This is a genomic window from Chitinophaga silvisoli, assembly GCF_003412465.1.
Classification (GTDB): Bacteria; Bacteroidota; Bacteroidia; order Chitinophagales; family Chitinophagaceae; genus Chitinophaga; species Chitinophaga silvisoli.
This window is the reverse complement of record NZ_QTJV01000007.1, coordinates 245,452-270,828: the sequence shown is the minus strand read 5'-3', so window position 1 is coordinate 270,828 and position 25,377 is coordinate 245,452. Positions and strand designations below refer to the sequence as shown.

Here is a 25,377-nt window from a genome sequence, read left to right as displayed (position 1 = left end):
TAATACCAAATTTATTTACTCCGATTAATAAAGCAGTCTTGCCTTAATTGTATTCTTCACATCGCGCAGCAATACAAAAGCTTCTTTCGATAACTCACTGTCCACGTCCAGTACCACATAGCCTACCGCGTCATTGGTCTTCAGGTACTGCCCCAGGATATTGATCTTATTTTGTGAAAGCACCGTATTGATTTCTGACAATACACCCGGAACGTTCTGGTGAATATGCAGGATACGGTGTGCATGATCTACCTCTGGCACACTCATAGCCGGGATAGTATGAGAGCCGAAGCTCGCACCTTTCTCCAGGTAGTTCAGCATCTTGCTGCTCACATCCAGACCGATGTTGTGCTGAGCTTCCTCTGTACTACCACCGATGTGTGGCGTGAGGATCACATTGCTCAGCTTTTGCAGCGGAGTAGAGAAAGCAGCGCCATTCTTTTCAGGTTCTACAGGGAATACGTCGATGGCAGCACCACTCAGGCGTTTTTCCACCAGCGCATCGCGCAGCGCTTCCAGGTCTACCACCTCACCACGGGCATAGTTGATGAAAATAGCACCAGGTTTCGCATGACTGAGCACCTCGGCAGTAATCATATTATTGGTGGTCTTGGTAGATGGTACGTGCAGGGAAATGATATCTGACTGCGCAAACAACTCCTCCAGGGTGCGGATCTGAACCGCGTTACCCAGTGGCAGTTTAGTTTCCACATCATAGTAGAGTACGTTCATACCCATCGCCTCAGCAAGCACGCTCACCTGGCTACCAATATTACCATAACCTACTATACCCAGACTCTTGCCTCTCAGTTCGAAGCTGCCTTTGGCTTCTTTCATCCAGGTACCTTCGTGCGCAGCGGCATTTTTGTCCGGAATACGGCGGATGAGCATAATGGACAGGCCAATTACCAGCTCAGCCACAGAACGGGTATTGGAATACGGCGCATTAAATACAGCTACCCCAAATTCACGGGCACTCTTCAGGTCCACCTGGTTCGTACCGATACAGAAACAACCGATGGCCTGCAGTTTATGCGCTGCCTCCAGCACCTTGCGTGTCACCTGCGTCTTGGAACGGATGCCCAGCAGATGTACGTCTTTTACCTCACGAATCAGATCCTCTTCGCTCAACGCTCCCGATAACCTTTTTACATTGGCATAACCAGCTGATGTAAATTGTGCCGCGGCGGCATCGCTGATGTTTTCCAACAATAAAATATTGATCTTCTCCTTCGGATAACTAGTCAACTTTTGCTGATCCATGATTCTATTTTATATGTTACCAACTGCAAAACAATTGGCTTAATGTTTGTTATTACCGCAAACAAAGCACAAACCTAAAAGATGTTGCGCAAAAATCAAATAGCAGTCGCTTCAAATTTGATTTCGTCAAAATTAAGCCGGTTTTTGGGGTTTGTTTTGCCATTTTAGGGGTATAAATCTTAAAATACCTTTAAAATGACCAATTTGGGATTGAAATTTTTGCCCAACTTAGCTTTAGGTCCTAATTTTATCGCTTTTACGAAATTTTTGTCACAGACCGACTCTTAACAGCAGAATGAAAGCAGCTTTTATTGCACTAACTATCTCCGGGTTTACGTTATACGCTGTTACCGCTTGTCAAAGCAATGCGGCGTATAATAAGGATAGAAAATCGAGAACAAAGGATACTACGCAGATTGAGATTACTGATGAGGCGAAAGCTGCTGTACTCAATTCCCCCCGCACAAAAGCACAGCAAGCGGAACTGGAGGCTTTTTACAACACAGGTTTATTACGCGCAGGTTTCAATGGCTCCATGATTGTAGCCAAAAAAGGAGTAATCATCTTCGAAAAATATCATGGCCTGGAGAATTACAGGGTGAAAAACTCCCTTATCGGGGACAGTTCTTCATTCCAGCTGGCCTCTGTGTCCAAAACATTTACCGGGATGGCCACCCTTTACCTGGCTGAACAACAGAAGCTGAGCCTGGAGGATACCCTGCAGAAATTCTTTCCAAATTTTCCATATAAAGGAATTACTGTCCGGATGCTGCTTTCTCACCGAAGCGGGCTTCCAAACTACCTGTATTTCTGTGATAGCATCTGGCCTGACCGGCAGAAATATATGACCAACGACGATGTGATCCGGCTGATGGAACAACATAAGCCAAAGATCCAGCACATGCCGGGTACACATTTCCAATATTGTAATACCAATTTCATGTTACTGGCATCCATCATCGAAAAGGTGTCCGGTGAGAAATATGCAGATTTTTTACATAAGACTTTCTTTGAACCCCTGGGCATGAATAATACCTTTGTGTATGATCCACGTACCCCACCAAGAGCACACCAGACTGTCAGCCATAAATATAATGGACAGGCAGAACCGGATACGAACTTCGACGGCGTGGTGGGCGATAAAGGAATTTATAGTACCGCACAGGACATGCTGAAATGGGATCAGGGATTGTATAGCGGCAAGCTGTTTACACCTGAATGGCTGAAACAGGCGTACACACCATATAGTCATGAGAAACCGGGTGTCAGGAATTATGGACTGGGATGGAGATTGATGGTGTACCCCGATAGTACCGAAATTGTTTATCACAATGGCTGGTGGCATGGAAATAATACGGTGTTTTACAGAATAGTGAAGGATACCTCAACGATTATTATTTTAGGTAACAAGTATAACAGGAATATTTATCATGCTGTCAAACCGGTAGCGGCGATCTTAGGAGCCGGCGATGGGGAGACGGAAGGTGAGGAATAAAAAAAGGGGCGATTCCAAGAATCGCCCCTTTTTTTATTATTCTTCCCCATGTTTTCTGTTCGGTAACACATTCTCCCTCGTCCAATGAATCACCCCTGTAAAATCATGCTGGCGTACCGCGCAATCCGGCATCTGGCAATAATGACAACAGGACGACAGGCAAGGGTCGATATGGATAAAGAACTCCACTTCTCCCGATGTAAAAGAATCATTTACCAGCTTCTCCATCGCTTTCAGTTCCTCATGTGCATCATTTAATAATAAATAATATGGCAGGGTCAGATGGCAATCGATATGATAATTATTCCCATACTGCTGCACCCGCATATTATGTACGTCTATCCACTCTACCCTCCTGTGCTCCTGTAGGATGGCAATCACCTTGTCTACTACCTGCATATCCGTTTCATCCATCAGCCCTGATATAGACTGCCGGAGCAAGCGGTACCCCTGTCGCAGGATGAGCGCCCCCATGAGAGCCGATGCCAGGGGATCCACCCAGGTCCATCCCGTAAAGTGAATGATCAGCAACGCTACGATCAGTCCGCCGCTGCTGTACACATCTGTCATGATATGAGAACCATTGCCGGTGATGGTCAGGGAAGATAATTTCTTTCCCTCTCCTAACAGATAAGCCCCTAATATCAGGTTGCCTGCAGCCGTGCCGCCAATGATCCAGAGACCCTTATCAATGCTTTCCAGCGTAGTGGGGATAAAGAAGAACTGAACTGCTTTAAAGAGGATAAGGCAACCAGCTATGAAGATCATAGCGCCTTCGAAACCGATGGAAAAAAATTCTACTTTCCCATGCCCGTAAGGGTGGTTCTCGTCTTTTGGCTTACCGGCCAGGTAAATACTGTAGCAGGCAAAGGCACCGGCTACCACATTGATAATTGATTCGAGGGCATCTGATAGGATAGCCACTGAGTGCGTCATGAACCAGGCAAGGAACTTGGTCCCCGTAAGTATAAAGCTTACGATCAGTGATATCAATATGACACGTAATTCTTTTCTCTGCAAAACACAATTAATTGATCCACAAAGAAAGGAAATTTTGCGTAAGTTTAATGAAAGAGAATATTAGGTAAAAAATAACAAAAAGATTAGTGGGGCTCGTCGTACCTGTAGCAAATCTGATTTTTCAACCAAAGGTTAATCAACATGTAATCGTAATAAATCTGTAGCAATATACCCCCAACCAAAATCGTAATAATGATGAATTTCAACCCAAAATTCGCATGGCTATGCCTGCTATTTTGCAGCATATGCATGTATCCTGTGCACGCATTCCAACAACCCGCTGATATAGTCATTACCGGGGTGGTCCGATTACTCGACAAGAATGGCCTTAGCGCCACAGCACCCGGTATCAGTGTAATAGAGCAAGGCACAAAAAATGGTACTATGACAAACCTGGAAGGTACCTACAAACTCAAAGTAAAGCCAGGTGCTACCATTATTTTTTCCATGGTCGGTTACAAATCTGTCACCCGTGCCGCACAGGCGGTGATCAATGTAACAATGGAAGAAGATGTCAGCAGGCTGGGCGAGGTGGTGGTCACCGGTTACCAGACTATCGACCGCAAACTTTTCACCGGGGCCGCTACTTCTGTGAAAGCCGCTGATATCAAACGCGATGGTATCGCCGATGTAAGCCGCATGCTCGAAGGCCAGGTAGCCGGTGTAAGCGTCCAGAATGTATCCGGTACCTTTGGTGCCGCTCCCAAGATCCGCATCCGTGGTGCTACCAGTATTACCGGCGATAACAAACCCCTCTGGGTAGTAGACGGCGTGGTACTCGAAGATGTGATCAATGTAAGCAATGAGCAGCTTTCAACCGGGAACCCTTCTACCCTGCTCGGTTCTTCTGTGGCTGGTCTGAACTCCGATGACATCGAAAGCTTTCAGATCCTGAAAGATGCCGCCGCTACCGCACTTTATGGTGCAAGAGCCATGAACGGCGTGGTCGTGATCACTACCAAGAAAGGTCGTGTAGGCAAGCCGGTAGTTTCCTACACAGGCAACTTCTCCACTTACCTGAAACCAACATATGATCAGTTTGACATCATGAACTCCGCAGACCAGATGTCCGTCTACACGGAACTGGAACGCAAAGGCTGGCTCAACCACTCGGATGCCACCCGTGCTGAAAACGGCGGTGTGTACACCAAGATGTACAACCTGATTGATACTTACGACGAAACCAAAGGACAATTCGGACTGGCCAATACCCCTGAAGCCCGTAAGGCATTTCTGCAAAGGTATGCCGGTGCCAACACCGACTGGTTCGACCATCTCTTCAAAAACTCCTTTATGCAGGAGCACTCTGTCAGCATCTCCTCCGGTACAGATCGTTCGCAACTCTATGTATCCACCAGCTTCCTCCAGGATGGCGGATGGACCCCGGCGGATAAGCTGAAACGCTTCACCGGCAATGTAAGAGCCAATTATAACTTCAATGACAAGGTCTCCTTCGGCTTCATCACCCAGGGCGTGATCCGCGATCAAAGAGTACCGGGTAGCCTGAACAGGAACAGTAACCCTGTGAGCGGACAGTTTGACCGCGACTTCGACATCAACCCGTACAGCTACGCCCTGAACACCAGCCGGACACTCACGGCCTATGATGAACAGGGACACCTGGAATACTTTACACGCAACTTCGCTCCTTTCAACATCCTCAATGAAATGGCAAACAATTACATCGATGTAAGCCAGCTGGATCTGAAATTGCAAGGCGAGTTTTCCTATAAGATCCTGCCAAACCTAAAGTATACCTTCCTCGGCAATATCCGCTATGTAAAAAGCAGCCAGGAACATAAAGTAAAGGAGAACTCCAATATGCCCATGGCATACCGCGCTGCTGGCGATGCCACCATCAGGGACAGGAACCGCTTCTTATATAAAGACCCCGATAATCCTGATGCAGAAGCAATCGTCGTGCTCCCCTATGGCGGGATCTATTCTACTGATGATGATTACCTCGTGAGCTATTATTACAGGAACACATTAGAATGGAATAAGACCTGGAATAATACACATACCCTGAACCTGCTCGGTTCCCAGGAATTGCGCTACGCCAACAGGCAGAATAAACAGTTTGACGGCTACGGCTACCAGTTTGACAAAGGAGGTGTGCCCTATATCGATCCCAACATCATCAAGCAGAATGTGGAGAACAACTTCAACTACTACAGCATGACGATGAACTATGATCGTTACCTCGCCTACCTTGCAAACGCCGCCTATTCGTACAGGGGTAAATACAATTTCAATGCAAGCCTGCGCTACGATGGTTCCAACCTCCTGGGGGAATCCAGAACCGCCCGCTGGCTGCCTACCTGGAATGTGAGTGGCTCCTGGAATCTCGATACGGAAGACTTTATGCAATCACTCAACAATATAAACCGCCTTACCCTGAGAGCGACCTATGGGCTGACAGGAAGTATGGGGAATGCGCGAAATTCCAGCGTAGTATTGCAAAACAGGAGTACCAACAGACCTTATCTATCCGAAGTAGAATCAGTGATTTACATCCAGAGCTTAGAGAATTCACAGCTCACCTGGGAGAAGCAATATGAGACGAATGTGGGCATAGATTTAGGCATGTTCCAGGACAGGCTGACCCTCACGCTGGATGGTTATATCCGCCAGGGCTTTGACCTCATCGGTCCTATCCGTACATCCGGCATCGGTGGTGAAGAGATTAAAATTGCCAACTATGGCGACATGCATTCTAAAGGGGTGGAAGCAACTGCCGCCTATAAAATTGTGAATGACAGGGACTGGGCACTTCGTACCCAACTTACCCTGGGGTACAATAAAGGGAAAATCACCCGCCTGGAAAACAATCCCATTATCTGGGACCTGGTCGTAGCCGAAGGCGGTGCTACCCAGGGCCATCCTGTAAGAGGACTCTACTCTATTCCATTTGCAGGCCTGAATCCAAAAGATGGTACGCCATTATTTATTAACGAAGATGGCAGCAAGAGCAACAACGTATACCTGCAAAGTGACAAGGTGCAAAACCTCCATTATGACGGCCCTGTAGATCCTACACTTACCGGTGGCTGGTACAATACCCTGCGCTATAAAGCCTTCTCACTCTCTGCCCTGGTGACGTACAGCACAGGCAATAAAATCCGCCTGAACCCCGGGTTCAAACAACAGTACACCGATCTCGATGCCAGCTCCAATGACTTCATCAACAGGTGGACTTTGCCAGGTGATGAATCCCGTACTAATGTACCCAGCATCCTGGATAAGTACGGCGAATCATTGCTGGATGGTGTATACCCATATAATAATTATAACTACTCTACAGTACGTGTGGCAGACGGCAGTTTTATTCGCCTGAAACAGGTATCCCTGACTTATGGATTCAAACCAAAAGGTTTCAATAACCTTTCGGTAAGCCTGGTAGCCAATAACCTCTGGCTTATTTATTCTGATAAACGGCTGAATGGACAGGACCCTGAATTCTTTAATGCTGGTGGTGTGGCATTGCCAATACCACGTCAGTTCACCCTTTCAGTAAAGGCCAGTCTGTAACCCTCTAAAACACGCATTCATGAAAAAGCATCATATCTTATTACTCATATTACTTGCCGGCAGCGGGTGTAAAAAGTACCTGGAGCAGGCACCGGATCAGCGTACACAATTGAACAGTGTAGAGAAAGTAGCGGAGCTGCTTGGTACCGCATATCCGCAGGCAGATTATGCTACCTTCACAGAAGCCGCTTCTGATAATGCTGCGGACAAAGGTACCGGTGGTACAGTATCCCTGGAGATCAATACCAATCCTTATTATTTCAGAGATGTCATCGATAAGACAGAGGGCTCTCCTACCTATTACTGGAATAATTGCTATAAGGCCATCGCAGCCTGCAACCAGGCATTACAGGCCATCGATAATGCAGAGAACCCGGCTGACTACAGCGCGCAAAAAGGGGAAGCTCTCGTGGCAAGAGCATACTCCCATTTTATGTTGGTGACCCTCTTCTCCAAAGTGTATGATGCTGCTACTGCTGCACAGGATCCCGGTATTCCCTACGTAACCAGTCCTGAAAATGTAGTGATTCAGCAATACGAACGTAAGACTGTCGCTTATGTATACGAGCAGATCGAAAAGGATCTTACCGAAGGATTACCATTGATCAAAAACACGAGTTATAAAGTACCCAAATACCATTTCACTACTGCGGCTGCCAATGCCTTTGCCACCCGCTTTTACCTCTTCAAAAAAGATTATCAGAAAGTGCTTACCTACGCTGCCAATGTATTTCCAGGAGGTAACAATAAAAGCAATCTGCGTCAGTGGGTAACGGTGTACCAGAACCTGACAGCTGCCCAGGCGCTGGCCCTATATACCAATGCCACTGAGCCTGCCAATCTCCTGCTGGTAGAAGCACCTTCTATCTGGGCCCGCAATGTGGCACAATACCGTTACGGCCTGCAAACAGATCTGGTATACAGCATCTACAGGTATACCAATGTAACGGGTGCTACCTGGGTACAACCGCTCTACTACATTGGTGATAATACTGACAACTGGGAGATCCTGAAGTTCAGGGAACATTTTGTTCGCTCCAGTGCCAATGCAGATATTGGCGTACCCTATACCATCTTCCCGCTCTTCACAGCAGAGGAGGTACTGTTCAACAGGGCTGAAGCCAACATCTACCTTGGTAATTATGATGCGGCCAAGCAGGATTTGAATGACTATGCCAGCATGCGCATAGATGGTTATACCACCAGCAACCGGATCACCAATACCAAGCTGGCAAACTTTTATGGTACTACCGATGTGAAAACAGGACTAATCTACACTTTACTCGATTTTAAGCAGGCAGAGTTCATGCAGGAGGGCATGCGCTGGTTCGATATACTGCGCTATCACATTCCTGTCACCCATAGTGGTGAGACCCTCACAGGTGATGACCTGCGCAGACTGTTTCAGTTACCCCAGGAAGTAAAGCTTTCAGGTCTTGAACAAAATCCCCGTTAACCGCTTAAAAAAAATGAACATGAAATACTTGCCTATATTACTGCTCATGGTGCTCATGGCCTGTTCCAAAAAGGAACACCTGGATACAGACCTGCCGGGACTCGGTGGCGAAACCTGGGATAAAGGACCACTGGATTTCTGGCTGGATTCAAATTTTGTCTATCCATATAATATAGAAGTGAAATACCGGTTTGACCGCTATGAACTGTCACTGAACAAGGACCTGGTACCTATATTGGAATCGCAGGTCACACCCGTGATGACGACCATCTCCAAAACATGGGTACAGCCCTACATCGACGAAGCCGGTGCTACTTTCTTTAAGAAGTATTGCCAGAAGCAGTTTGTACTGGTTGGTAGTCCGCAATACAATACCAATAACACCATTACATTAGGTACCGCAGAAGGCGGCCGTAAAGTGGTGCTCTTTGCACTGAATGCCTTCAGCCTGGATGACAAACCTGGTGTAAGGGAAATGTTGCATACCATCCATCATGAGTTTGCACACATCCTGCATCAGACAATCATGTATCCTGTTGAGTTTAAAACAATTTCTACTGGTTATACCGGTAGCTGGAATGACTACTCGCTGGATGAAGCACTTGCTAAAGGCTTTGTGACCCAATATGCACGCAGTGCCCCGGATGAGGACTTCGTAGAAATGGTATCGACCATGCTTGTAGAAGGCAAAGATGGTTTTGATGAAATCGTGGATAGTGCCCCGGATGATGGTGCTGCCAAACTAAGACAGAAAGAAGAAATTGTAGTCCGGTACTTCAAGGAGAGCTGGAATATTGACTTCTACAGTTTGCAGACCCGGGTACAAAATGCTATTGATAACCTTTAACACAGCTCACCATGCGTAGACATATTATATATATCCTTTTGCTGGCATGCCTGCTGAGCTGCCGCAAAGATAAAACGACCTCTATCTTTGGAGAAACACCGGATCAGCGATTAGAAAAGGCTCTGGCTGATTATAAAACCCGCCTGACCGGGGCTGAGTATGGATGGAAAACGTCCATGTTCCCTCCGGCCGGAGGCGGTTACAGTTTCTTCTTTACCTTCGATACCGCAGGCAGGGTCACCATGTACGGCGATGTTACTAATGATGCTGCCGGCACCCCGGAAAATAGTACCTACCGGCTCAAGGCTATGCAACGCCCCTCGCTCTTATTTGATACCTACTCCTACCTGCACCTGCTGTCTGATCCGGATCCTAACGTGTATGGAGGTGTCACCGGCCAGGGATACAGTGTAGACTTCGAATACTCAATAGATAGCGTTGCGGATGATACTATCAAACTAACCGGCATTGCATACAATACCAAAATGATCCTGGTAAAGGCAACGAAGGCGGAACACGACGCTTATACATCCGGTCAGTTTGGCGAACAACTGGCGGATATTGAAAATACGATCGCGGATTTCCCCTGGCAGTATTTACAATTTGCTGATGGTAAGAAATTGCAGGTGAGCATCAATACGGCTACGAAAAACTTCACCCTGATTTACCTGGATGATGCAGGCAAGGTACAGCTCATTTCTGCAGCGTATTATTATACTACGGATGGTTTGTACCTGCAAACGCCCATTACCTATGGCAGCTACACCTTCAATGAGGTGTTCTGGGATGCTGATAACCAGGTATTTTATGTGGAAATTAACGGAAGCCGGGTGGATGTACAGGTATCGGACAATTCAATCATCCCGATGCACCAGTTGCTCGGCGTGAGCTTCACATCTATTGTAGTGCCGCCACAGGCCATCCCGGGCTGGTCTACTGATTTTACGAATATGTGGAAGTCAATCGCGGCTTCTTTAAAGAGCGGCAATTATGGTCTGACCCTGTATTACACTTACTTTACTTTCGATCCTGAACAGGAAGTGCTGTTCCTGGACGTATACATAATACAGAATAACCGCCTGTACCTGGCAGAGTATCCGTATACATATACCAAGACAGCTGCAGGGGTATTTGATTTTACGGAACAGGCTTACCAGGGGAATGCCTCACTGATTGCAACAGATATGGCCCCCTTACGGGATCACCTGGAAAATGATCATTTTACGATGGACTTCTTTGAGGGAACTTTGGGACAGTTGAAAAGTGTGGAGGACACAGAATTTTATTTCACAGGTTACCTTGAATAATAAATAAAGAGGTTGGATCAAAAGTAATTATGAATGCTCATATTACTTTTGATCCAACCTCTTTCTATTTTGGTAAGTAGACAGTAAATGACGCACCTTTCCCTAATTCAGCGTCCGCCCGGATTAGCCCATGATGGTTCTCTGCGATCTTTTTACAAAGTGCCAGCCCGATGCCGGTACCAGCATATGCTTTCTTTTCGTTCAGGCGTTGAAAGATAGTAAAGATACGATCGGAGAATTGCTGCTCGAACCCGATACCATTATCCTGGAAAATGAGTTTGATGTAGGCTTGATCCTTCGATAACTCCTCCGGTATCTCCTCTTCAGGCACGGTACACCCGGTAATTTTAATCACAGGTTTTTTGTCACAGAACTTCAGTGAATTTCCAATCAGGTTTGTAAATAATTGCTGTAGTTGCAAAGGAATACCCCTTACTACAGGCAAGGCATCTGATTGTACCAATGCACCTTTTTGTTCGATCAGTAATTCAAAATCCGTCAGGGTATTTTTCAGGATAGCCTGCAAATCTGTATCTACAAACCGGGCATCCGGGTTTGAAAGCCGGGAATATTCCAAAACGTCTTTGATCAGGGCTGTCATGCGGGCAGCAGAAGACTGAATTTTCTCGAAGTAATGATTTGCCTGTGTTCCCGTACCCTGCATACTTTTCTGCAATAATTCCGAGAAGGTCCTGATTTTTCGCAGGGGTTCCTGCAGGTCATGACTGGCGATATACGCAAATTGTTCTAATTCGTTATTTTTTCTTAACAATTCCGCCGTACGTTCATCGACTTTCTGCTCCAGCTCCTGGGCACTTTGCTGCAATATTTCCACAGCGTGGCGGTGCAGGCGGGTAATCCGGATCTGTACCCGTACCCTTGCTAATAATTCTTTAGCTGAAAAGGGTTTGACGAGATAATCATCTGCACCTACATCATAACCGGCAATTTTGGCTTCCTCCCCGGCCCTGGCAGATAGCAGGATGATGGGAATGGCTGAAGTCTGGGGATCATTTTTCAGGTGATTCAGCAGTGCCACCCCGTCCATTTCAGGCATCATCACATCGCTGATCACAAGCTCCGGCACCTGCTGCCGGATTCGTTCCAGGGCAAGTTTTCCATTAGCAGCTATATCGACTACATAATAGTGTTGTAGCAGGCGCTGAAGATAGTCCCGCATATCCGCATTGTCATCTACAACGAGAATCAGGGGTTTATCACTATCGGCAATTTCTCCATTATAAACAGGTTCAATTTCAATTTGATGCGCGGCCTCCTGTGCAAATGATTCCGGCAACAGGGAGAAGTAATCACTGTTGTCATACATGCTGACCTGGGCTGCAGGCAGGTGATCAGCGCCCAGGGGGATGCTCACTGTAAAGGTACTACCCTTGCCAGCCTCACTCTCCACTGTAATAGTGCCTTCATGCAGCAATACCAGTTCCTTGACTAAAGAGAGGCCGATACCGGTGCCTTCAAAGCTGCGCCCACCACTTTGCTTAACCCTGTGAAAGCGTTCGAACATATGGGGCAATTCCTCCGCAGGGATACCAATGCCGGTATCCTTTACCCTTAAGACGGCCTTATTATCTTCTTCCCGCAAAGACACTGAAATGGTGCCTTTCAGGGTGTATTTAAATGCATTTGAAAGCAGGTTGAGAACGATCTTCTCCCACATATCCCTATCCACATAAGCTGTTTCCTGGAGTGGCCGGCAATCGACCTCCAGTTCCATACCGGCATGCTCAATGGCGGAGCGGAAACTACCCGCCAGGTCTGTCGTCACATTGGCAAGGTCCACAGGGAAGTACTGGGCATGGGCTTTTTTGGCTTCGATCCGGCTGAAATCCAGCAGGGTATTTACCAGCTTCAGAAGGCGATTAGCGTTCCTTTGGGTAATCTCCAGGTCAGCACGTTGTTTCGTCGAAAATGCTGAAGTGTCTCCAGCCAGTAATTCTTCCAGGGGTCCCAGCATGAGTGTAAGCGGTGTCCGGAACTCATGACTGATGTTGTTGAAGAAAGCGGTTTTAGCCCTGTCGATTTCGATAAGAGCTTCGGCTCTCCTGCGGGCTTCTTCATATGCGTATACGTTCGCCAAACTGCTTCCCAATTGGTCAGCGATGAGCTGAAAAAAGCTGCTGTATTTATCGTCCAGTTGTCGGTGCGGATTTAGTCCAACGATCAGCAGGGCACTTACTTTTGACTGAGCAGCATTGACAGGAATCACCAGCGCATTGTCGGGCGAGCGAGCCCATGCACCTGAAGGTAAATTGCCAAAGCCTTCTATGACGCTGCTGATAACCAGTGTTTTATTAAACGAAATGGCTTCCTGGAATTTCCAGTAATCGGCGGCTGCTGTATCCAGGTTTAGCCGGGCCGGTAATACGTTTTCCAGGGTGCTTCCCACCTGGATAGCGGTATTACTTTCTGTACCTAACTGGTAAATACAGGCAAACGGGAAGTCGTGAGGGTTCTCTTTAAGCACATGAATGGTATGTTCAAAGACGGCCGCATCGGAGGTATTCTCCGTGTTTGTCCTGCCCAAATCTCTTAAGGTACGTAGTTGTCGTTCGCCTGTGATGCGGAGCGTATCGTCTGTATTGGCACAAATAATCCCGTTGGTACCACCGGAATCACCTGGGATTGGACTGTATGAAAAGGTGTAATAGGTCTCTTCCGGGTAGCCGTTGCGTTCCATGATCAGGAGCATGGCTTCGTCATAAGTGCCGATATTCTTTTCCATACAGGTAGTGGCCCTGGGCCCTACATCATCCCAGATTTCTTTCCATACTTCGGCGGCAGGCATGCCAAGTACATTGGGGTGTTTACCTCCAAGGATGGATCTGTAAGGATCATTGTACAGGTTAATCAGCTCCGGTCCCCACCACACGAACATGGGTTGGCTTGACGTGAGAATGATGCGTACGCAGGTTTTCAAACTTTGTGGCCATTTTTCAAAAGAGCCTAATGGGGTTGATGCCCAGTCATGGGAGCGAATCAAAGCACCCATCTCCCCACCACCGGTGAGGAATTCCGGGACAACGGTATTGGTCAGTTCCATATAAATGCTGAAATCAGGTATGATACCCTCTCAAAACTTGCTCCAATCTTTTCTCAAGCAGGGCCATACTGGGTGGTTTAACAATGTAATCGGCCGCACCGAGATGTTTGGTTTCCAAAATGTCACGTTGTTCGGATGAAGTAGAATAGATAATTACGGGAATATTATCCAGCCTGGGAATCTTGCGGATTTCCGACAGGCATTCCCGTCCATTCATGCGAACCATATTCAGGTCAAGGAAGATGAAGTTTGGCGTAAACGCATCTTCTTTGTTTAACCTTATCAGGGCATCTATACCATCGTTGGCAGTAATGCAATGGATGTTATCATCGATGTTGCTAAGTGCCAGGGAAAAGATCTCCTGGTCATCGTCGTCATCGTCAATTAAAAAACAAATTATCCTATCCTCCATATTGTCTTTAAGCTTACCCAATATACAGTTTTTATATGCAGGTAAATATCAAAAGTAATACCTAAATCTTCCCCTATGTTCATGCAAAAAGACCCGAAGCCATTGACTTCGGGTCTTTTCAATATTATACACCAGTGATTATTCTGGTTTGTTCTCAGGAGCCGGTGATGCTGCAGGAGCTGCAGGACGTGGTTCTCTTGGCTGCTGTGGACGATCTTCTCTTGGAGCACGATCTTCCTTCGCTTCTTTAGGACCACTTGGCTTTTTCTTCGCGGATTTAGGGGCGAAGATAGCGATCATACGTTTACCTTCCATGGTAGGCATACCTTCCAGTGCACCTACTTCTGCAAGTCTTTCTGCAAATTTCAGGAGGATCAGCTCACCACGTTCTTTGAACATGATAGCACGGCCCTTGAACTGCACATATGTTTTTACTTTATTACCGTCTTTGAGGAATTTTTCCGCATGTTTGGCCTTGAAGTCGAAGTCATGGTCATCGGTATTAGGCGTAAAGCGAATTTCTTTCACTTCGCTTTTGTGCGCATTCGCCTTCATTTCCTTTTCCTTCTTCTTCTTCTCGTAAAGGAATTTATTATAGTCAATGATGCGGCAGACAGGAGGAGCGGCATTCGGAGATATTTCAACCAGGTCCAGTCCCTGTTCTTCGGCCATCCGCAGCGCTTCGTCCGTGCGGTACACACCTACTTCAATGTTCTCTCCCACTAATCGCACTTCAGGAACGCGGATCATTCTGTTTGTGCGGTGCTCTTGCTGTTGTTCTCTACGAAAATTGGGGTTTCTTCCGCCCCTGTTAAAATTTGGTCTGGGTCCTTGCTGCATTAAAAAAAATAAAATTTCAAATTAATAATTGTCTATAATGTTTAGCATGAGCCGGCACAGCTACCGATTGTTTTGCTTTAAATAATTGATATTAGCTATGAACCGACCTTTTATTGTTAATAGACTCTTTAGCAATTAACGTACCCGAAAATACAAAAGTTCAATTAGTTAAAAATATATTTCTATATTTTTCGAAGTATCAACCCTCAAAAAAGAGGGTTGATACAAGAACTTTGTACTTTAAGGAATGTTATTCAAAAGATTTTCTGTTTGTTACTTCTTCCTGAACCAGTGAGATGAATTGTTCGAGATCCATGGCTCCGAGGTCTCCCTTGGCCTGTCTGCGTACTGCTACCTTATTGTCAGCAGCTTCTTTTTCACCCAGTACGAGCATATAAGGAACTTTGGCGAGCTCGGTTTCCCTGATCTTCTTACCAATCTTTTCACTCCGGTCGTCAATTTCTGCTCTAATTTCCGCATTTTTTAACAATTCTGCCACTTTTTCTGCATATGCCTGGCTCTTGTCACTAATTGGCAGGATTTTCACCTGGGTAGGTGTCAGCCACAGCGGGAATTTACCACCGCAGTGTTCGATCAATACCGCAATGAACCTTTCCAGGGAGCCAAATGGCGCACGGTGAATCATTACAGGACGGTGACGCTGGTTGTCTGCACCGATATATTCCAGTTCAAAGCGCTCAGGCAGGTTGTAATCCACCTGGATGGTACCCAGCTGCCATTTACGGCCCAGGGCATCCTTCACCATGAAGTCCAGTTTAGGACCATAGAACGCTGCTTCATCATATTCTGTTACAGTATTCAGACCTTTCTCAGCAGCTGCTTCGATGATCGCCTGTTCCGCCAGGTTCCAGTTTTCCTCTGTACCGATGTACTTGTCTCTGTCAGTCTGGTGACGCAGGGAGATCTGGGCAGTATATTCTGTAAAGCTCAGACTGTTAAATACGTATAATACCAGGTCGATCACTTTCATGAACTCTTCCTTCACCTGGTCAGGACGGCAGAACAAGTGTGCATCATCCTGGGTAAATCCACGAACACGGGTCAGACCATGGAGCTCTCCATGCTGTTCGTAGCGATAAACTGTACCGAATTCCGCAAAGCGAACCGGCAGGTCTTTATAGCTTTTTGGACTCGCCTTGTAGATTTCACAGTGGTGCGGACAGTTCATTGGTTTCAGCATGAACTCCTCTCCTTCCTCCGGGGTGTGGATGGTCTGGAAACTGTCTTTACCATATTTCTCATAGTGACCGGATGTCTTGTACAGGTTCACATTACCAATATGTGGTGTCACAACAGGGAGGTAACCCAGGTCAAGCTGCGCTTTTTGCAGGAAAGCCTGCAGTCTTTCGCGGAGTAATGCACCTTTTGGCAGCCATAAAGGCAGTCCTAAACCTACTTTTTCAGAGAAGGTGAAGAGTTCCAGTTCCTTACCCAGTTTACGGTGGTCACGTTTCTTTGCTTCTTCCAGGAGGAACAGGTGCTCGTCCAGTTCTTTCTGGTTAGGGAAAGTGACACCATAGATGCGGGTGAGCATCTTGTTCTTTTCATTACCTCTCCAGTAGGCACCAGCGATATTTGTCAGCTTGATCGCTTTGATAAAACCGGTACTTGGAATGTGTGGGCCACGGCACAGGTCAGTGAAATTACCCTGGGTATAAAAGGTAATTTTACCATCCTCCAGCTCATTGATGGTCTCTATTTTATATTCGTCACCTTTTTTGGTGAAGTATTCGAGTGCTTCTACTTTGCTGACTTCTTTACGATCGTAAACGTTATTGGCTTTTGCCAGTTCGTTCATTTTCGTTTCTATCTTACGCAGATCTTCGTCGGAAATAGTACGGCCACCAAGGTCGATATCGTAGTAAAAACCGCCTTCAATGGCGGGGCCATAACCGAACTTTACGCCCGGATAAAGTGATTCCAGCGCTTCGGCCATCAGGTGGGCGGAAGAGTGCCACATGGTTGATTTACCTTCAGCATCAGACCAGGTCAGCAATTGCAGCGTACTGTCCGTCGTTATAGGGCGGGCGGCATCTACTACCTGCCCGTTCACTTTAGCGGCTAATACTTTGCGTGCCAATCCCTCACTGATGGATTTGGCAATGTCCATTGCAGTTACTCCTGCTTCATACTGACGAACTGCGCCATCCGGTAATGTAATGTTGATCATACGATTGAGCTGTTAATCTTCAGCTGTTAAGTTTTGCGTTTTTATGTTCCCAAAAAGGTATATCTGTCTGATACACCGCATTTGGGCTTGCGAAGTTAAGAAAATTGATGGGTTTTTCTGCATCTGTTAAAAGATGGTTGACAGGACCTTCGGATTAACAGGGACGAAGGTAGCAGGGAGGACTGCATTAATACTTCCTGCAGGTATGCTTTATTTCTATTTTCAGATCCAAAATACAGGTTATGTATGTTTAACAAGGCCCCAACCCTTTTACCCTCCTGCAGGGACCTAATTGAATTTCAGGCTGTCTGTCACCTCCACACATCCCAGCATATCATTCCCAAAATATGGATTTATCTTTTTACTGGAATTACTCAGCCAATAACCGCCGGCATCCTTCAGCGCCATTGGACAATACTGCCGGTAAATCGTCTTTCCTTTCACACCTGTCACCTTAATCAAATCAAACAACAAACCGGATACCATATCAAATGCGGCCCTTTTCTCTTCAAGCGCCTTCTCACCTGCCAGCCCACTCAGCTCTGCACTCATACTCGTCACCTGGTTTCTCACATTCGCCAGTCGTCCTGAATCCATCTGTAAAGTATTCAGTGGCAGACTATCCAGGTGCAGTTTCAACTCAGAACTGTACTTGTCTATATAAGTAATATTAGCCTGGGTAAAACCTTCCGTCAGGGAATAATAACTTTCCATGGCCAATTGTAAAGAATCGTAAAATACTGTGGCATAAGGTGCCTGTAATACGGTGCTATCTATTTTTTCTTCCGCCTCCTGCCTGCCGGATGACTGACATGCCGCTATGCTAATCACCAATAATGCCGCTGCTATGAACCTCATAATATTATATGTATCTTTTTACAAAGATAAGGAAACCATTGCTTTTGCCTGCGCCCGGCACAAAGGATCATGAAAAAGCACTAACTTTGCCCCTTTCAATTAATTTAGGCAATGCTAATAGCACTTCAGGACATTACTTTTGAGTTTGGCGCAAGGGCCATTGTAGAAAATGCCTCGTGGCATATTGTTCCAGGCGACCGTGTAGGATTAATCGGTATGAATGGAACCGGGAAATCCACCATATTACGTGTTATTAACGGCGAGTATTCCGTGTCAAAGGGTAGCGTTAACAAGGCCAAAAACCTGTCTCTCGGCTTCTTTAACCAGGACCTCCTCAGCTTCGAATCCGACGAATCCATCCTCAAAGTAGGCATGACTGCTTTCGCAGAAGCCATAAAATTGGAAAAAGACATTGAGCGCCTCACACAGGAACTGGAAACTAACCAAAGCGAAGAACTCCTGATCGAATTCAGTGATAAACTCCATCTTTTCGAAACCCTCGGTGGTTACGAAATGAAACACCGTACCGAACAGGTACTGGAAGGTCTCGGTTTCAGTACCACCGACCTCGAAAGACCTTACAGCCAGTTCTCCGGAGGCTGGCGCATGCGCGTACTCCTGGCAAAACTGATCCTGCAGCAGCCGGATGTACTCATGCTCGATGAGCCGACGAACCACCTTGACCTCCCTTCTATCGAATGGCTGGAAAAATACCTGCAAAGCTATAATGGTGCCGTCATCATCGTATCGCACGACCGTTTCTTCCTCGACCGGATGGTGAACAAGATTGTTGAGTTGTACCAGCAACAGCTGCACCACTACTCCGGCAACTATGAAGACTATGAAGTAGAGAAGGAAATGCGCCGCGAAATGCAGCAACGATCTTATGAAAACCAGCAGGAATACATCCGCCAGCAGGAACGTTTCATCGAGCGATTCAAAGCCAAAGCCTCCAAGGCTGCCCAGGCACAGAGTGCCATGAAACGCCTGGACCGGCTGGAAAGAGTAGAGCAGGTTGATGGCGGTCCTTCCAAAATCAGGATCAACTTCACGATCGATAAAACCCCAGGTAAGATTATCTGTACCCTGGAACATGTGACCAAGAAATACGGCAACCTCACCATCCTGGAAAATGCCAGTGCTATCATCAACCGTGGTGACAAGATCGCCCTCATCGGTGCAAATGGTAAGGGTAAATCTACCCTGCTCCGCGTGATAGCCGGTACCGAAGAGATGGAAGGTGAACGCATTCCCGGGCACAACGTGGTAGACAGCTTCTACGCACAGCACCAGCTGGAAAGTCTGCACCTGGACAGCGAAATCCTCGATGAACTGAAAAGCTGCGGTAGCGGCCGTACGGAAGTGGAACTTCGTTCCCTGCTGGGCTGCTTCCTCTTTACCGGCGATGATGTTTACAAGAAGATCCGCATCCTCTCCGGTGGTGAAAAAGCACGTGTGGCACTTGCCAAGACCATCATCAGCCAGGCGAACTTCCTGCTGCTCGATGAGCCTACGAACCACCTGGATATGAACTCCGTGCAGATGCTGATTGATGCACTCTCCAAATATGATGGTACCTATGTACTCGTATCGCATGACCGTTACTTTGTAAGCCAGACGGCCAACAAGATCTGGGAGATCGTGGATGGGGAGATCAAAGAATTCAGAGGTACCTATGCAGAATGGGAAGAACATAAAAGAAGACAGGCAGAAGTACTGAAACAACAGGCCGCAGTGGAAAAAGGACAAAAGAAAGAAGCCGCGCCGGTTGTAAAACAACAGGAACCTAAAGCGCCTATTGATAAGGATAAGAAAAAGGAACTCCAGAAACAGCAGAAGCAATTCCAGCAACTGGAAGAACAGTTGGCTAAGCTGAATGCAAAGAAGGCAGACCTGGAAACAGAAATGAATAATCCGGAGGTATATGCTGATAAAGCCCGTTTCCAGAAGGTGGAGGCAGCCTATACACAGCTGAGCAAAGAGCTGAAAAGCGCTACTGAAGAATATGAAAAGGCATTTGAAAAACTGATGGAGCTGGAAGGTTGATCCGCTCCCTCAGTTTGCATCATACTTAAATCAGCTTATGCAGCGTATACTCGTAGTCGAAGATGAAATAAAAGTAGCCAACGCCGTCAAAAAGGGTTTGGAGGAGAATGGTTTTGAAGTAGATGTAGCCTATGACGGCCGTATGGGTAAAAGCCTGGGTGCGTCTAATAATTACGACCTGGTGATCCTGGATCTCAACCTGCCCCATGCAAATGGTTATGAAGTGTGCGAAGTGATCCGTCGCCGCAATAACCGCATCCCTATTATTATGCTGACCGCCCTGGGCGGCATGGAAGACAAGATGCAGGCCTTTGAACTGGGGGCTGACGACTATCTCGTCAAGCCGTTTGACTTCAGGGAACTTCTTGCACGCATTCGTGTGTTCCTGAAAAGAGCCGGTAGCGAGGTACAGCAGAACTCACAGTACAAAATTGTTATTGCCGACCTCGAGATCGACAGGGAGAAGAAAGAAGTAACACGCAGTGGCAAGAAAATACCTCTCACAGCGAAGGAATATCAGCTCCTGGAATTCCTGGCCCTGCACAAGGGAAAGGTGATTTCCAAACTCGTTATTGCAGAGAAAGTGTGGGATATTGATTTCGATACCGGCACCAATGTGATTGAAGTGTATATGAACTTCCTGCGGAAGAAGATCGATAAGGATTTTGAGAATAAACTGCTGCATACCAAAACCGGGATGGGATATTACCTGGCGGAGGAGTAATCTCTACCAGGACTTTTTACACCGCATTCATACAAATAAATCCCGGCGCCCGCTTTTCCTGCATACATCATTGTGAAGATCAAATATAAAATAGCACTTACCTACTCTATTTCAGCAATCATCCTGCTGAATACCTTTGCTATTCTCGCTTATTACTTCTCTTCACAATCGAGACAGGCCGAGTATCTCGACCGCCTGGAATACCGTGCCCGCTCCATCGCCAACGTCATTATAGAAGACAATACCGTAAAGGTGGACCTGCTGCGCAAACTGGATAAAACCACCTTCCAGGACCTCTACAAAGAAAGCATTCTCGTATACAACCTCAACTACGACCTCCTGTATTCTAACCTGAAGGATACAGCCATCCGCACCTCCCGCCCACTCCTCGACTACATTAAAAAATACGGAGAGTATAGCCATGGTCGTGATAACGGGGAGTTAGTCGGCGTATATTATACAGAAGGCAATGTCTCTGTCATTGTACTCGTTTCCTCCTTCGATAAATACGGTTATCAGAACCTGCAAAACCTGAAGCGGATCCTGATGATCGAAATTATCGTAGCTGTGATCCTGTTAGTCATCATCGGCTATTTCTTTGCCCGCAAGATGGTACAGCCGATTGATAAACTTGTGAAACAGGTAAAAACCATCAATGCCAACAACCTTCAGGGTATTAGTGTGGAAGCTCGTGGAAAGGACGAGATCGCACAGCTGGGGGCGAACTTCAATACAATGCTCCAGCGCCTGAGCGACGCATTTGACCTGCAGAAGAGCTTTGTAAACAATGCCAGTCATGAGCTGAGAACCCCGCTGGCATCCATCATCAGCCAGCTCCAGGTAGCACTGTCCAAAGAAAGGACAAAGGAAGTCTATGCAGACATCCTGGCCTCCGTACTGGAAGATGCAGAGAACCTCTCAGACCTGAGTAATGGCCTGCTGCAGCTGGCCCAGAGTGAGCTGAACCAGCAGAAGTTTATCTTCAGCGCGGTGCGCATGGATGAGCTGCTGCTCGAAATGGGAAACCTGGTGAAGCTAAAGCATGTGCCTGTAGCCGGAGAGCCGCAGAAAGGGCCAAAGGTAGATATCAGTTTCCTGAAAGTACCGGAGCAGGACACAGAGCTGGTGGTACAGGGCAATGAGAGTCTGCTGAAGGTATTATTCCTGAACCTGCTGGACAACGCATTTAAATTCTCCACTGATAATACAGCGCGTGTCACAATCGATTTCTTTACACATAATATACAGATCCAGGTAAGAGATAACGGGATCGGTATAGCGCCGGAAGAATTGAACAAGGTATTCGAACCCTTCTATAGAGGTGCCAATGCACATCAAACCCGTGGACATGGCCTGGGATTATCTATTTGTAAGAAGATTGTACAATTGCACAAAGGCCATATTTCCGCCTCGTCAACCCCTGGAAAAGGCACTGTATTCACTGTTATCCTGCCCCATGCCTAAATGAGGCAGCTTCCTGCATCCCTTACATTCCTGTATTTTAATGAGTTTTTAATTGCCTTTAAAGCATTCTTTAAGTGAGAATGGGGAATTTTGCTATTATTCTACAGAACGACATGAAGTGCAATTTTCTTTTTTCCCTGTTACTTACTCCGGGACTTTTCCTGGGGAGCTGCAAACATCCGCAGCTGGAAGGCGGGGTCACTAAAAAGACTTTTGTACTAAGTGATACCATGCTGAAGACAATTCGGATAGATACTGCCAGTATTGAACCTGTGCAAATGGAATTACATTTTTCAGGTAAAGTAGCGGCAAAGGTCAGTAAGCAAAAAGATGTAGAGATCCTTGTCGATTATTCCTCGCTGCATCTGGATGATGTAAAGGAAGGCTATAAAGCTGAAATCGTCACGGCAGCGCTGCCTGATAAGGTTTTTTACGGAACTGTAGATGCCGTCGATTCTTCTTCAAATGCAATGCAGTTAAGCATAAAACTGGATGATGCGAACAAGTTGCTAAAGCCTGAAATGTTCACAAAAGTCATTTTACATTATAGCGAAGGAGATGATATGGTAGCGGTACCTGAGAATGCGGTGATCGTAGATCATAGCAGGAATTATGTGCTGGTATTTAAGGATAAGTACAATATCCAGTTAAGAGAGGTAGAAACGTATACGACTTCAGGGGAAGTAACATATATCAGCAAGGGACTGGACGCGGGAGAGAATGTGATATCAGATCACCAGCAGCTGATCTATGATGCATTAAGTGAGAATTAAGTTTTAGTTCGCATATAGGTTGATAGAATGGACATGCAAACGCAGCTCTTTCAGATGTTAAATTTGTCTGAACTGTTTTCATGCTCAATTACTCCGCCCCGCCGCAGAAGAAACAACGCGGGGCGGTTTTTCTTTTTAATAACTCGTATCCTTGGAATAGCAATGTCGATTAATCATAGGCAGATTAGTCAATTTTAAGTTTTAGTTTTAAAAAAATACGCTCATGCTAATGCATGAGCGTATTTTTTTTATTCGTTTATCCTGGGCCGTAATCGCTGCTTTGCTTTGTTAAATGCCATCACTCCCTTGTCAACTCCCTTCCTCATTTCCTGCTGCACCTCCGGTTCCAGGTGATACACTGTCTGGCACTCTTCACTACAACATCCATCATACTTCGCCGCACATTCCTCGCATTGAATAAAGAGCAGGTGACAGCCATCATTCTTACAATTCGTATGCGTATCGCAAGGCTTTCCACACTGGTGACAATTACTGATGATTTCATCCGTAATACGCTCCCCTAAGCGATCGTCGAACACAAAGTTCTTACCCTTGAACTTAAGCGGTAAGCCTTGTTCTTTTGCCTTATTGGTATATTCAATAATCCCCCCTTCCAGGTGGAATACATTCTTAAATCCATGATGCAGCATATAAGCCGATGCCTTTTCACAACGAATACCACCGGTACAATACATGACGATATTTGCATCTTTTTTCTCCTTTAGCATATCTACCGCCATAGGTAACTGCTCCCTGAAAGTATCAGATGGTACTTCAATCGCGTTCTGGAAATGCCCCACTTCATATTCGTAGTGGTTACGCATATCGACCACGATGGTATCAGGATCGTCAGTAAGGTCGTTGAATTCTTTGGCTTTCAGGTACTTACCCTTGTTTTCCATGCTAAAGGAAGGATCCTCAATACCATCGGCCACGATTTTCTCGCGCACTTTGATTTTGAGTACCCAAAAGGATTTGCCATCATCGTCCACGGCGATATTCAGGCGTATGCCATTGAGGAAAGGATACGCGTACAGGCGATTCCTGAATTCCTCAAAATGGTGCTCAGGAATGCTGATCTGGGCATTGATGCCCTCGGAGGCTACGTAAATACGGCCAAATACCCGGAGCTCATCGAGCTTCAGGTACAAGTCATCACGGAAAGCCTTTGGATCTTCGATTTTTGCGTACTGGTAAAACGAGACAGTGACGCGACGGAATGTCTCTGCTGCCAGCTTCACTTTAAGTTCAGCGGCGGAAATGCGGTTGTGTAATGCCATTGTTTGTTGGTAGAAATTTTAAGAACACTTGCCTTGTGAGCAAAATTTCTACGAACCCCTTACCTGATAAGGACCTCGTAACGTTAATTTCTTTAATTCTGTCTGAATCTACGTATTTGGAATGCTTAAACTAATAGGTTCAGACAATGCAAAGGTAACAATATGCTTTTAAATTTCACGCTTCCCAAACCGCAGGCTCCATAGACCACTCATACAATACAGACGACATATAATACGCCGCACTACTGATAATCAATACATAACCTGTAAAACCGACCGTCAGATACTCCTGTAAACCTACCCAGTCATAGATCTCTGCGAAGTAAGCCAGCGTAGCCAGTACCACGCCCAGGATGAATGCGAATAATGCAATTCTTTTCATAAGGGGATAATTTAATCACACGAACATGTTATAAAAGTCCAGACCAATCTGGCTTGAATTTAGATTACTCTTATTATTATAACATGATACAGGTACAAAAGTTCAGGCTGCCGCTGACATATCTGAACTCGTATAACTATCTGATTATTATTGTATATAAATAAATTTTAAGACTTGGCACTCTTTTTGACTTAAACGAACCGGACAAGTAATCAGCGTTTAACCCAAAAATGTGAATTTATGAGTACAGTTTTTCTTTACATCTTTTACTTTATCGTAGGATTGTGGATATACCGCCTCCTGGCTTACTTTTATGATCGTGATCCCAAAGAAAGCTACAAAGCAAGAAAGGAAAGATACTAAGCAGGCAAGGGGAAAGTCAATGGCAGGCTTTCCCTTTTTTATATCTCCATTTGGAGCATGCCCA

General features: G+C 46.2%; 19 protein-coding genes. 10 read left to right on the top strand and 9 right to left on the bottom strand.

Features of this window, described 5'->3' with window-relative positions:
• Window positions 1-24: 24 nt before the first annotated feature.
• Window positions 25-1,263 carry a phosphoglycerate dehydrogenase gene (gene serA / locus DXN04_RS19865; protein WP_116855139.1) on the bottom strand — a complete coding sequence of 413 codons (1,239 nt, stop codon included), beginning with the start codon at window positions 1,261-1,263 and terminating at the stop codon, window positions 25-27.
• A gap of 295 nt (window positions 1,264-1,558) precedes the next feature.
• Here serA and DXN04_RS19860 point away from each other — a divergent pair, with 295 nt between their 5' ends.
• Window positions 1,559-2,758 (top strand): serine hydrolase domain-containing protein, encoded by a 1,200-nt coding sequence (locus tag DXN04_RS19860; protein WP_116855138.1) that lies wholly within the window; start codon window positions 1,559-1,561, stop codon window positions 2,756-2,758.
• Between the two features lie 36 nt (window positions 2,759-2,794).
• Here the strand turns inward: DXN04_RS19860 and DXN04_RS19855 are convergent, their stop codons facing one another.
• Complete coding sequence (locus DXN04_RS19855) at window positions 2,795-3,778, bottom strand: cation diffusion facilitator family transporter (protein ID WP_116855137.1); 984 nt, start codon at window positions 3,776-3,778, stop codon at window positions 2,795-2,797.
• A gap of 192 nt (window positions 3,779-3,970) precedes the next feature.
• On the opposite strand from DXN04_RS19855, the gene DXN04_RS19850 reads away from it, so the two are divergent.
• Genes DXN04_RS19850 through DXN04_RS19835 form a run of 4 tightly spaced genes read left to right on the top strand, consistent with a single transcriptional unit; the run spans window position 3,971 to window position 10,919 of the window.
• Entirely contained in the window at window positions 3,971-7,309 is a 3,339-nt protein-coding gene (locus DXN04_RS19850; protein ID WP_116855136.1) for a SusC/RagA family TonB-linked outer membrane protein, read from the top strand.
• 19 nt (window positions 7,310-7,328) lie between these two features.
• Window positions 7,329-8,765 (top strand): RagB/SusD family nutrient uptake outer membrane protein, encoded by a 1,437-nt coding sequence (locus tag DXN04_RS19845; protein ID WP_116855135.1) that lies wholly within the window; start codon window positions 7,329-7,331, stop codon window positions 8,763-8,765.
• Window positions 8,766-8,784: 19 nt separating this feature from the next.
• Entirely contained in the window at window positions 8,785-9,612 is an 828-nt protein-coding gene (locus DXN04_RS19840; RefSeq protein ID WP_233525638.1) for a zinc-binding metallopeptidase, read from the top strand.
• A gap of 11 nt (window positions 9,613-9,623) precedes the next feature.
• Window positions 9,624-10,919, top strand: coding sequence for a DUF4302 domain-containing protein (locus DXN04_RS19835; protein WP_116855133.1), 1,296 nt, complete (start codon window positions 9,624-9,626; stop codon window positions 10,917-10,919).
• 64 nt (window positions 10,920-10,983) lie between these two features.
• On the opposite strand, the gene DXN04_RS19830 is transcribed toward DXN04_RS19835, so the two are convergent.
• The 5 genes from DXN04_RS19830 to DXN04_RS19810 all read right to left on the bottom strand — a co-directional run bounded on the left by DXN04_RS19830 (window position 10,984) and on the right by DXN04_RS19810 (window position 18,281).
• Window positions 10,984-13,980: an ATP-binding protein gene (locus tag DXN04_RS19830; RefSeq protein ID WP_116855132.1), complete on the bottom strand. Its 2,997-nt coding sequence runs from the start codon at window positions 13,978-13,980 to the stop codon at window positions 10,984-10,986.
• Window positions 13,981-13,993: 13 nt separating this feature from the next.
• On the bottom strand, window positions 13,994-14,392 hold the full coding sequence (locus tag DXN04_RS19825) for a response regulator (RefSeq protein WP_116855269.1): 399 nt from the start codon (window positions 14,390-14,392) through the stop codon (window positions 13,994-13,996).
• 138 nt (window positions 14,393-14,530) lie between these two features.
• Window positions 14,531-15,232 carry a translation initiation factor IF-3 gene (gene infC, locus DXN04_RS19820; protein ID WP_116855131.1) on the bottom strand — a complete coding sequence of 234 codons (702 nt, stop codon included), beginning with the start codon at window positions 15,230-15,232 and terminating at the stop codon, window positions 14,531-14,533.
• A gap of 250 nt (window positions 15,233-15,482) precedes the next feature.
• Complete coding sequence (gene thrS, locus DXN04_RS19815; RefSeq protein ID WP_116855130.1) at window positions 15,483-17,423, bottom strand: threonine--tRNA ligase; 1,941 nt, start codon at window positions 17,421-17,423, stop codon at window positions 15,483-15,485.
• Window positions 17,424-17,711: 288 nt separating this feature from the next.
• Window positions 17,712-18,281 carry a DUF3347 domain-containing protein gene (locus tag DXN04_RS19810; RefSeq protein ID WP_116855129.1) on the bottom strand — a complete coding sequence of 190 codons (570 nt, stop codon included), beginning with the start codon at window positions 18,279-18,281 and terminating at the stop codon, window positions 17,712-17,714.
• Between the two features lie 111 nt (window positions 18,282-18,392).
• Between DXN04_RS19810 and abc-f the strand changes: the two genes are divergently transcribed.
• From abc-f to DXN04_RS19790, 4 genes are all read left to right on the top strand, one after another.
• Window positions 18,393-20,327 carry a ribosomal protection-like ABC-F family protein gene (gene abc-f, locus DXN04_RS19805; RefSeq protein WP_116855128.1) on the top strand — a complete coding sequence of 645 codons (1,935 nt, stop codon included), beginning with the start codon at window positions 18,393-18,395 and terminating at the stop codon, window positions 20,325-20,327.
• 37 nt (window positions 20,328-20,364) lie between these two features.
• Window positions 20,365-21,051 (top strand): response regulator transcription factor, encoded by a 687-nt coding sequence (locus DXN04_RS19800; protein ID WP_116855127.1) that lies wholly within the window; start codon window positions 20,365-20,367, stop codon window positions 21,049-21,051.
• 72 nt (window positions 21,052-21,123) lie between these two features.
• Window positions 21,124-22,515 carry a HAMP domain-containing sensor histidine kinase gene (locus tag DXN04_RS19795; RefSeq protein WP_116855126.1) on the top strand — a complete coding sequence of 464 codons (1,392 nt, stop codon included), beginning with the start codon at window positions 21,124-21,126 and terminating at the stop codon, window positions 22,513-22,515.
• Window positions 22,516-22,628: 113 nt separating this feature from the next.
• A complete protein-coding gene (locus tag DXN04_RS19790; protein WP_116855125.1) occupies window positions 22,629-23,288 on the top strand; it encodes an efflux RND transporter periplasmic adaptor subunit in 660 nt (219 codons plus the stop codon).
• A 248-nt stretch (window positions 23,289-23,536) separates the two neighbouring features.
• Here the strand turns inward: DXN04_RS19790 and trhO are convergent, their stop codons facing one another.
• A complete protein-coding gene (gene trhO, locus DXN04_RS19785; protein ID WP_116855124.1) occupies window positions 23,537-24,568 on the bottom strand; it encodes an oxygen-dependent tRNA uridine(34) hydroxylase TrhO in 1,032 nt (343 codons plus the stop codon).
• Between the two features lie 175 nt (window positions 24,569-24,743).
• Complete coding sequence (locus DXN04_RS19780; RefSeq protein WP_116855123.1) at window positions 24,744-24,950, bottom strand: hypothetical protein; 207 nt, start codon at window positions 24,948-24,950, stop codon at window positions 24,744-24,746.
• 240 nt (window positions 24,951-25,190) lie between these two features.
• Here DXN04_RS19780 and DXN04_RS35635 point away from each other — a divergent pair, with 240 nt between their 5' ends.
• A complete protein-coding gene (locus DXN04_RS35635; RefSeq protein ID WP_262512489.1) occupies window positions 25,191-25,313 on the top strand; it encodes a hypothetical protein in 123 nt (40 codons plus the stop codon).
• The last annotated feature ends 64 nt before the right edge of the window (window positions 25,314-25,377 follow it).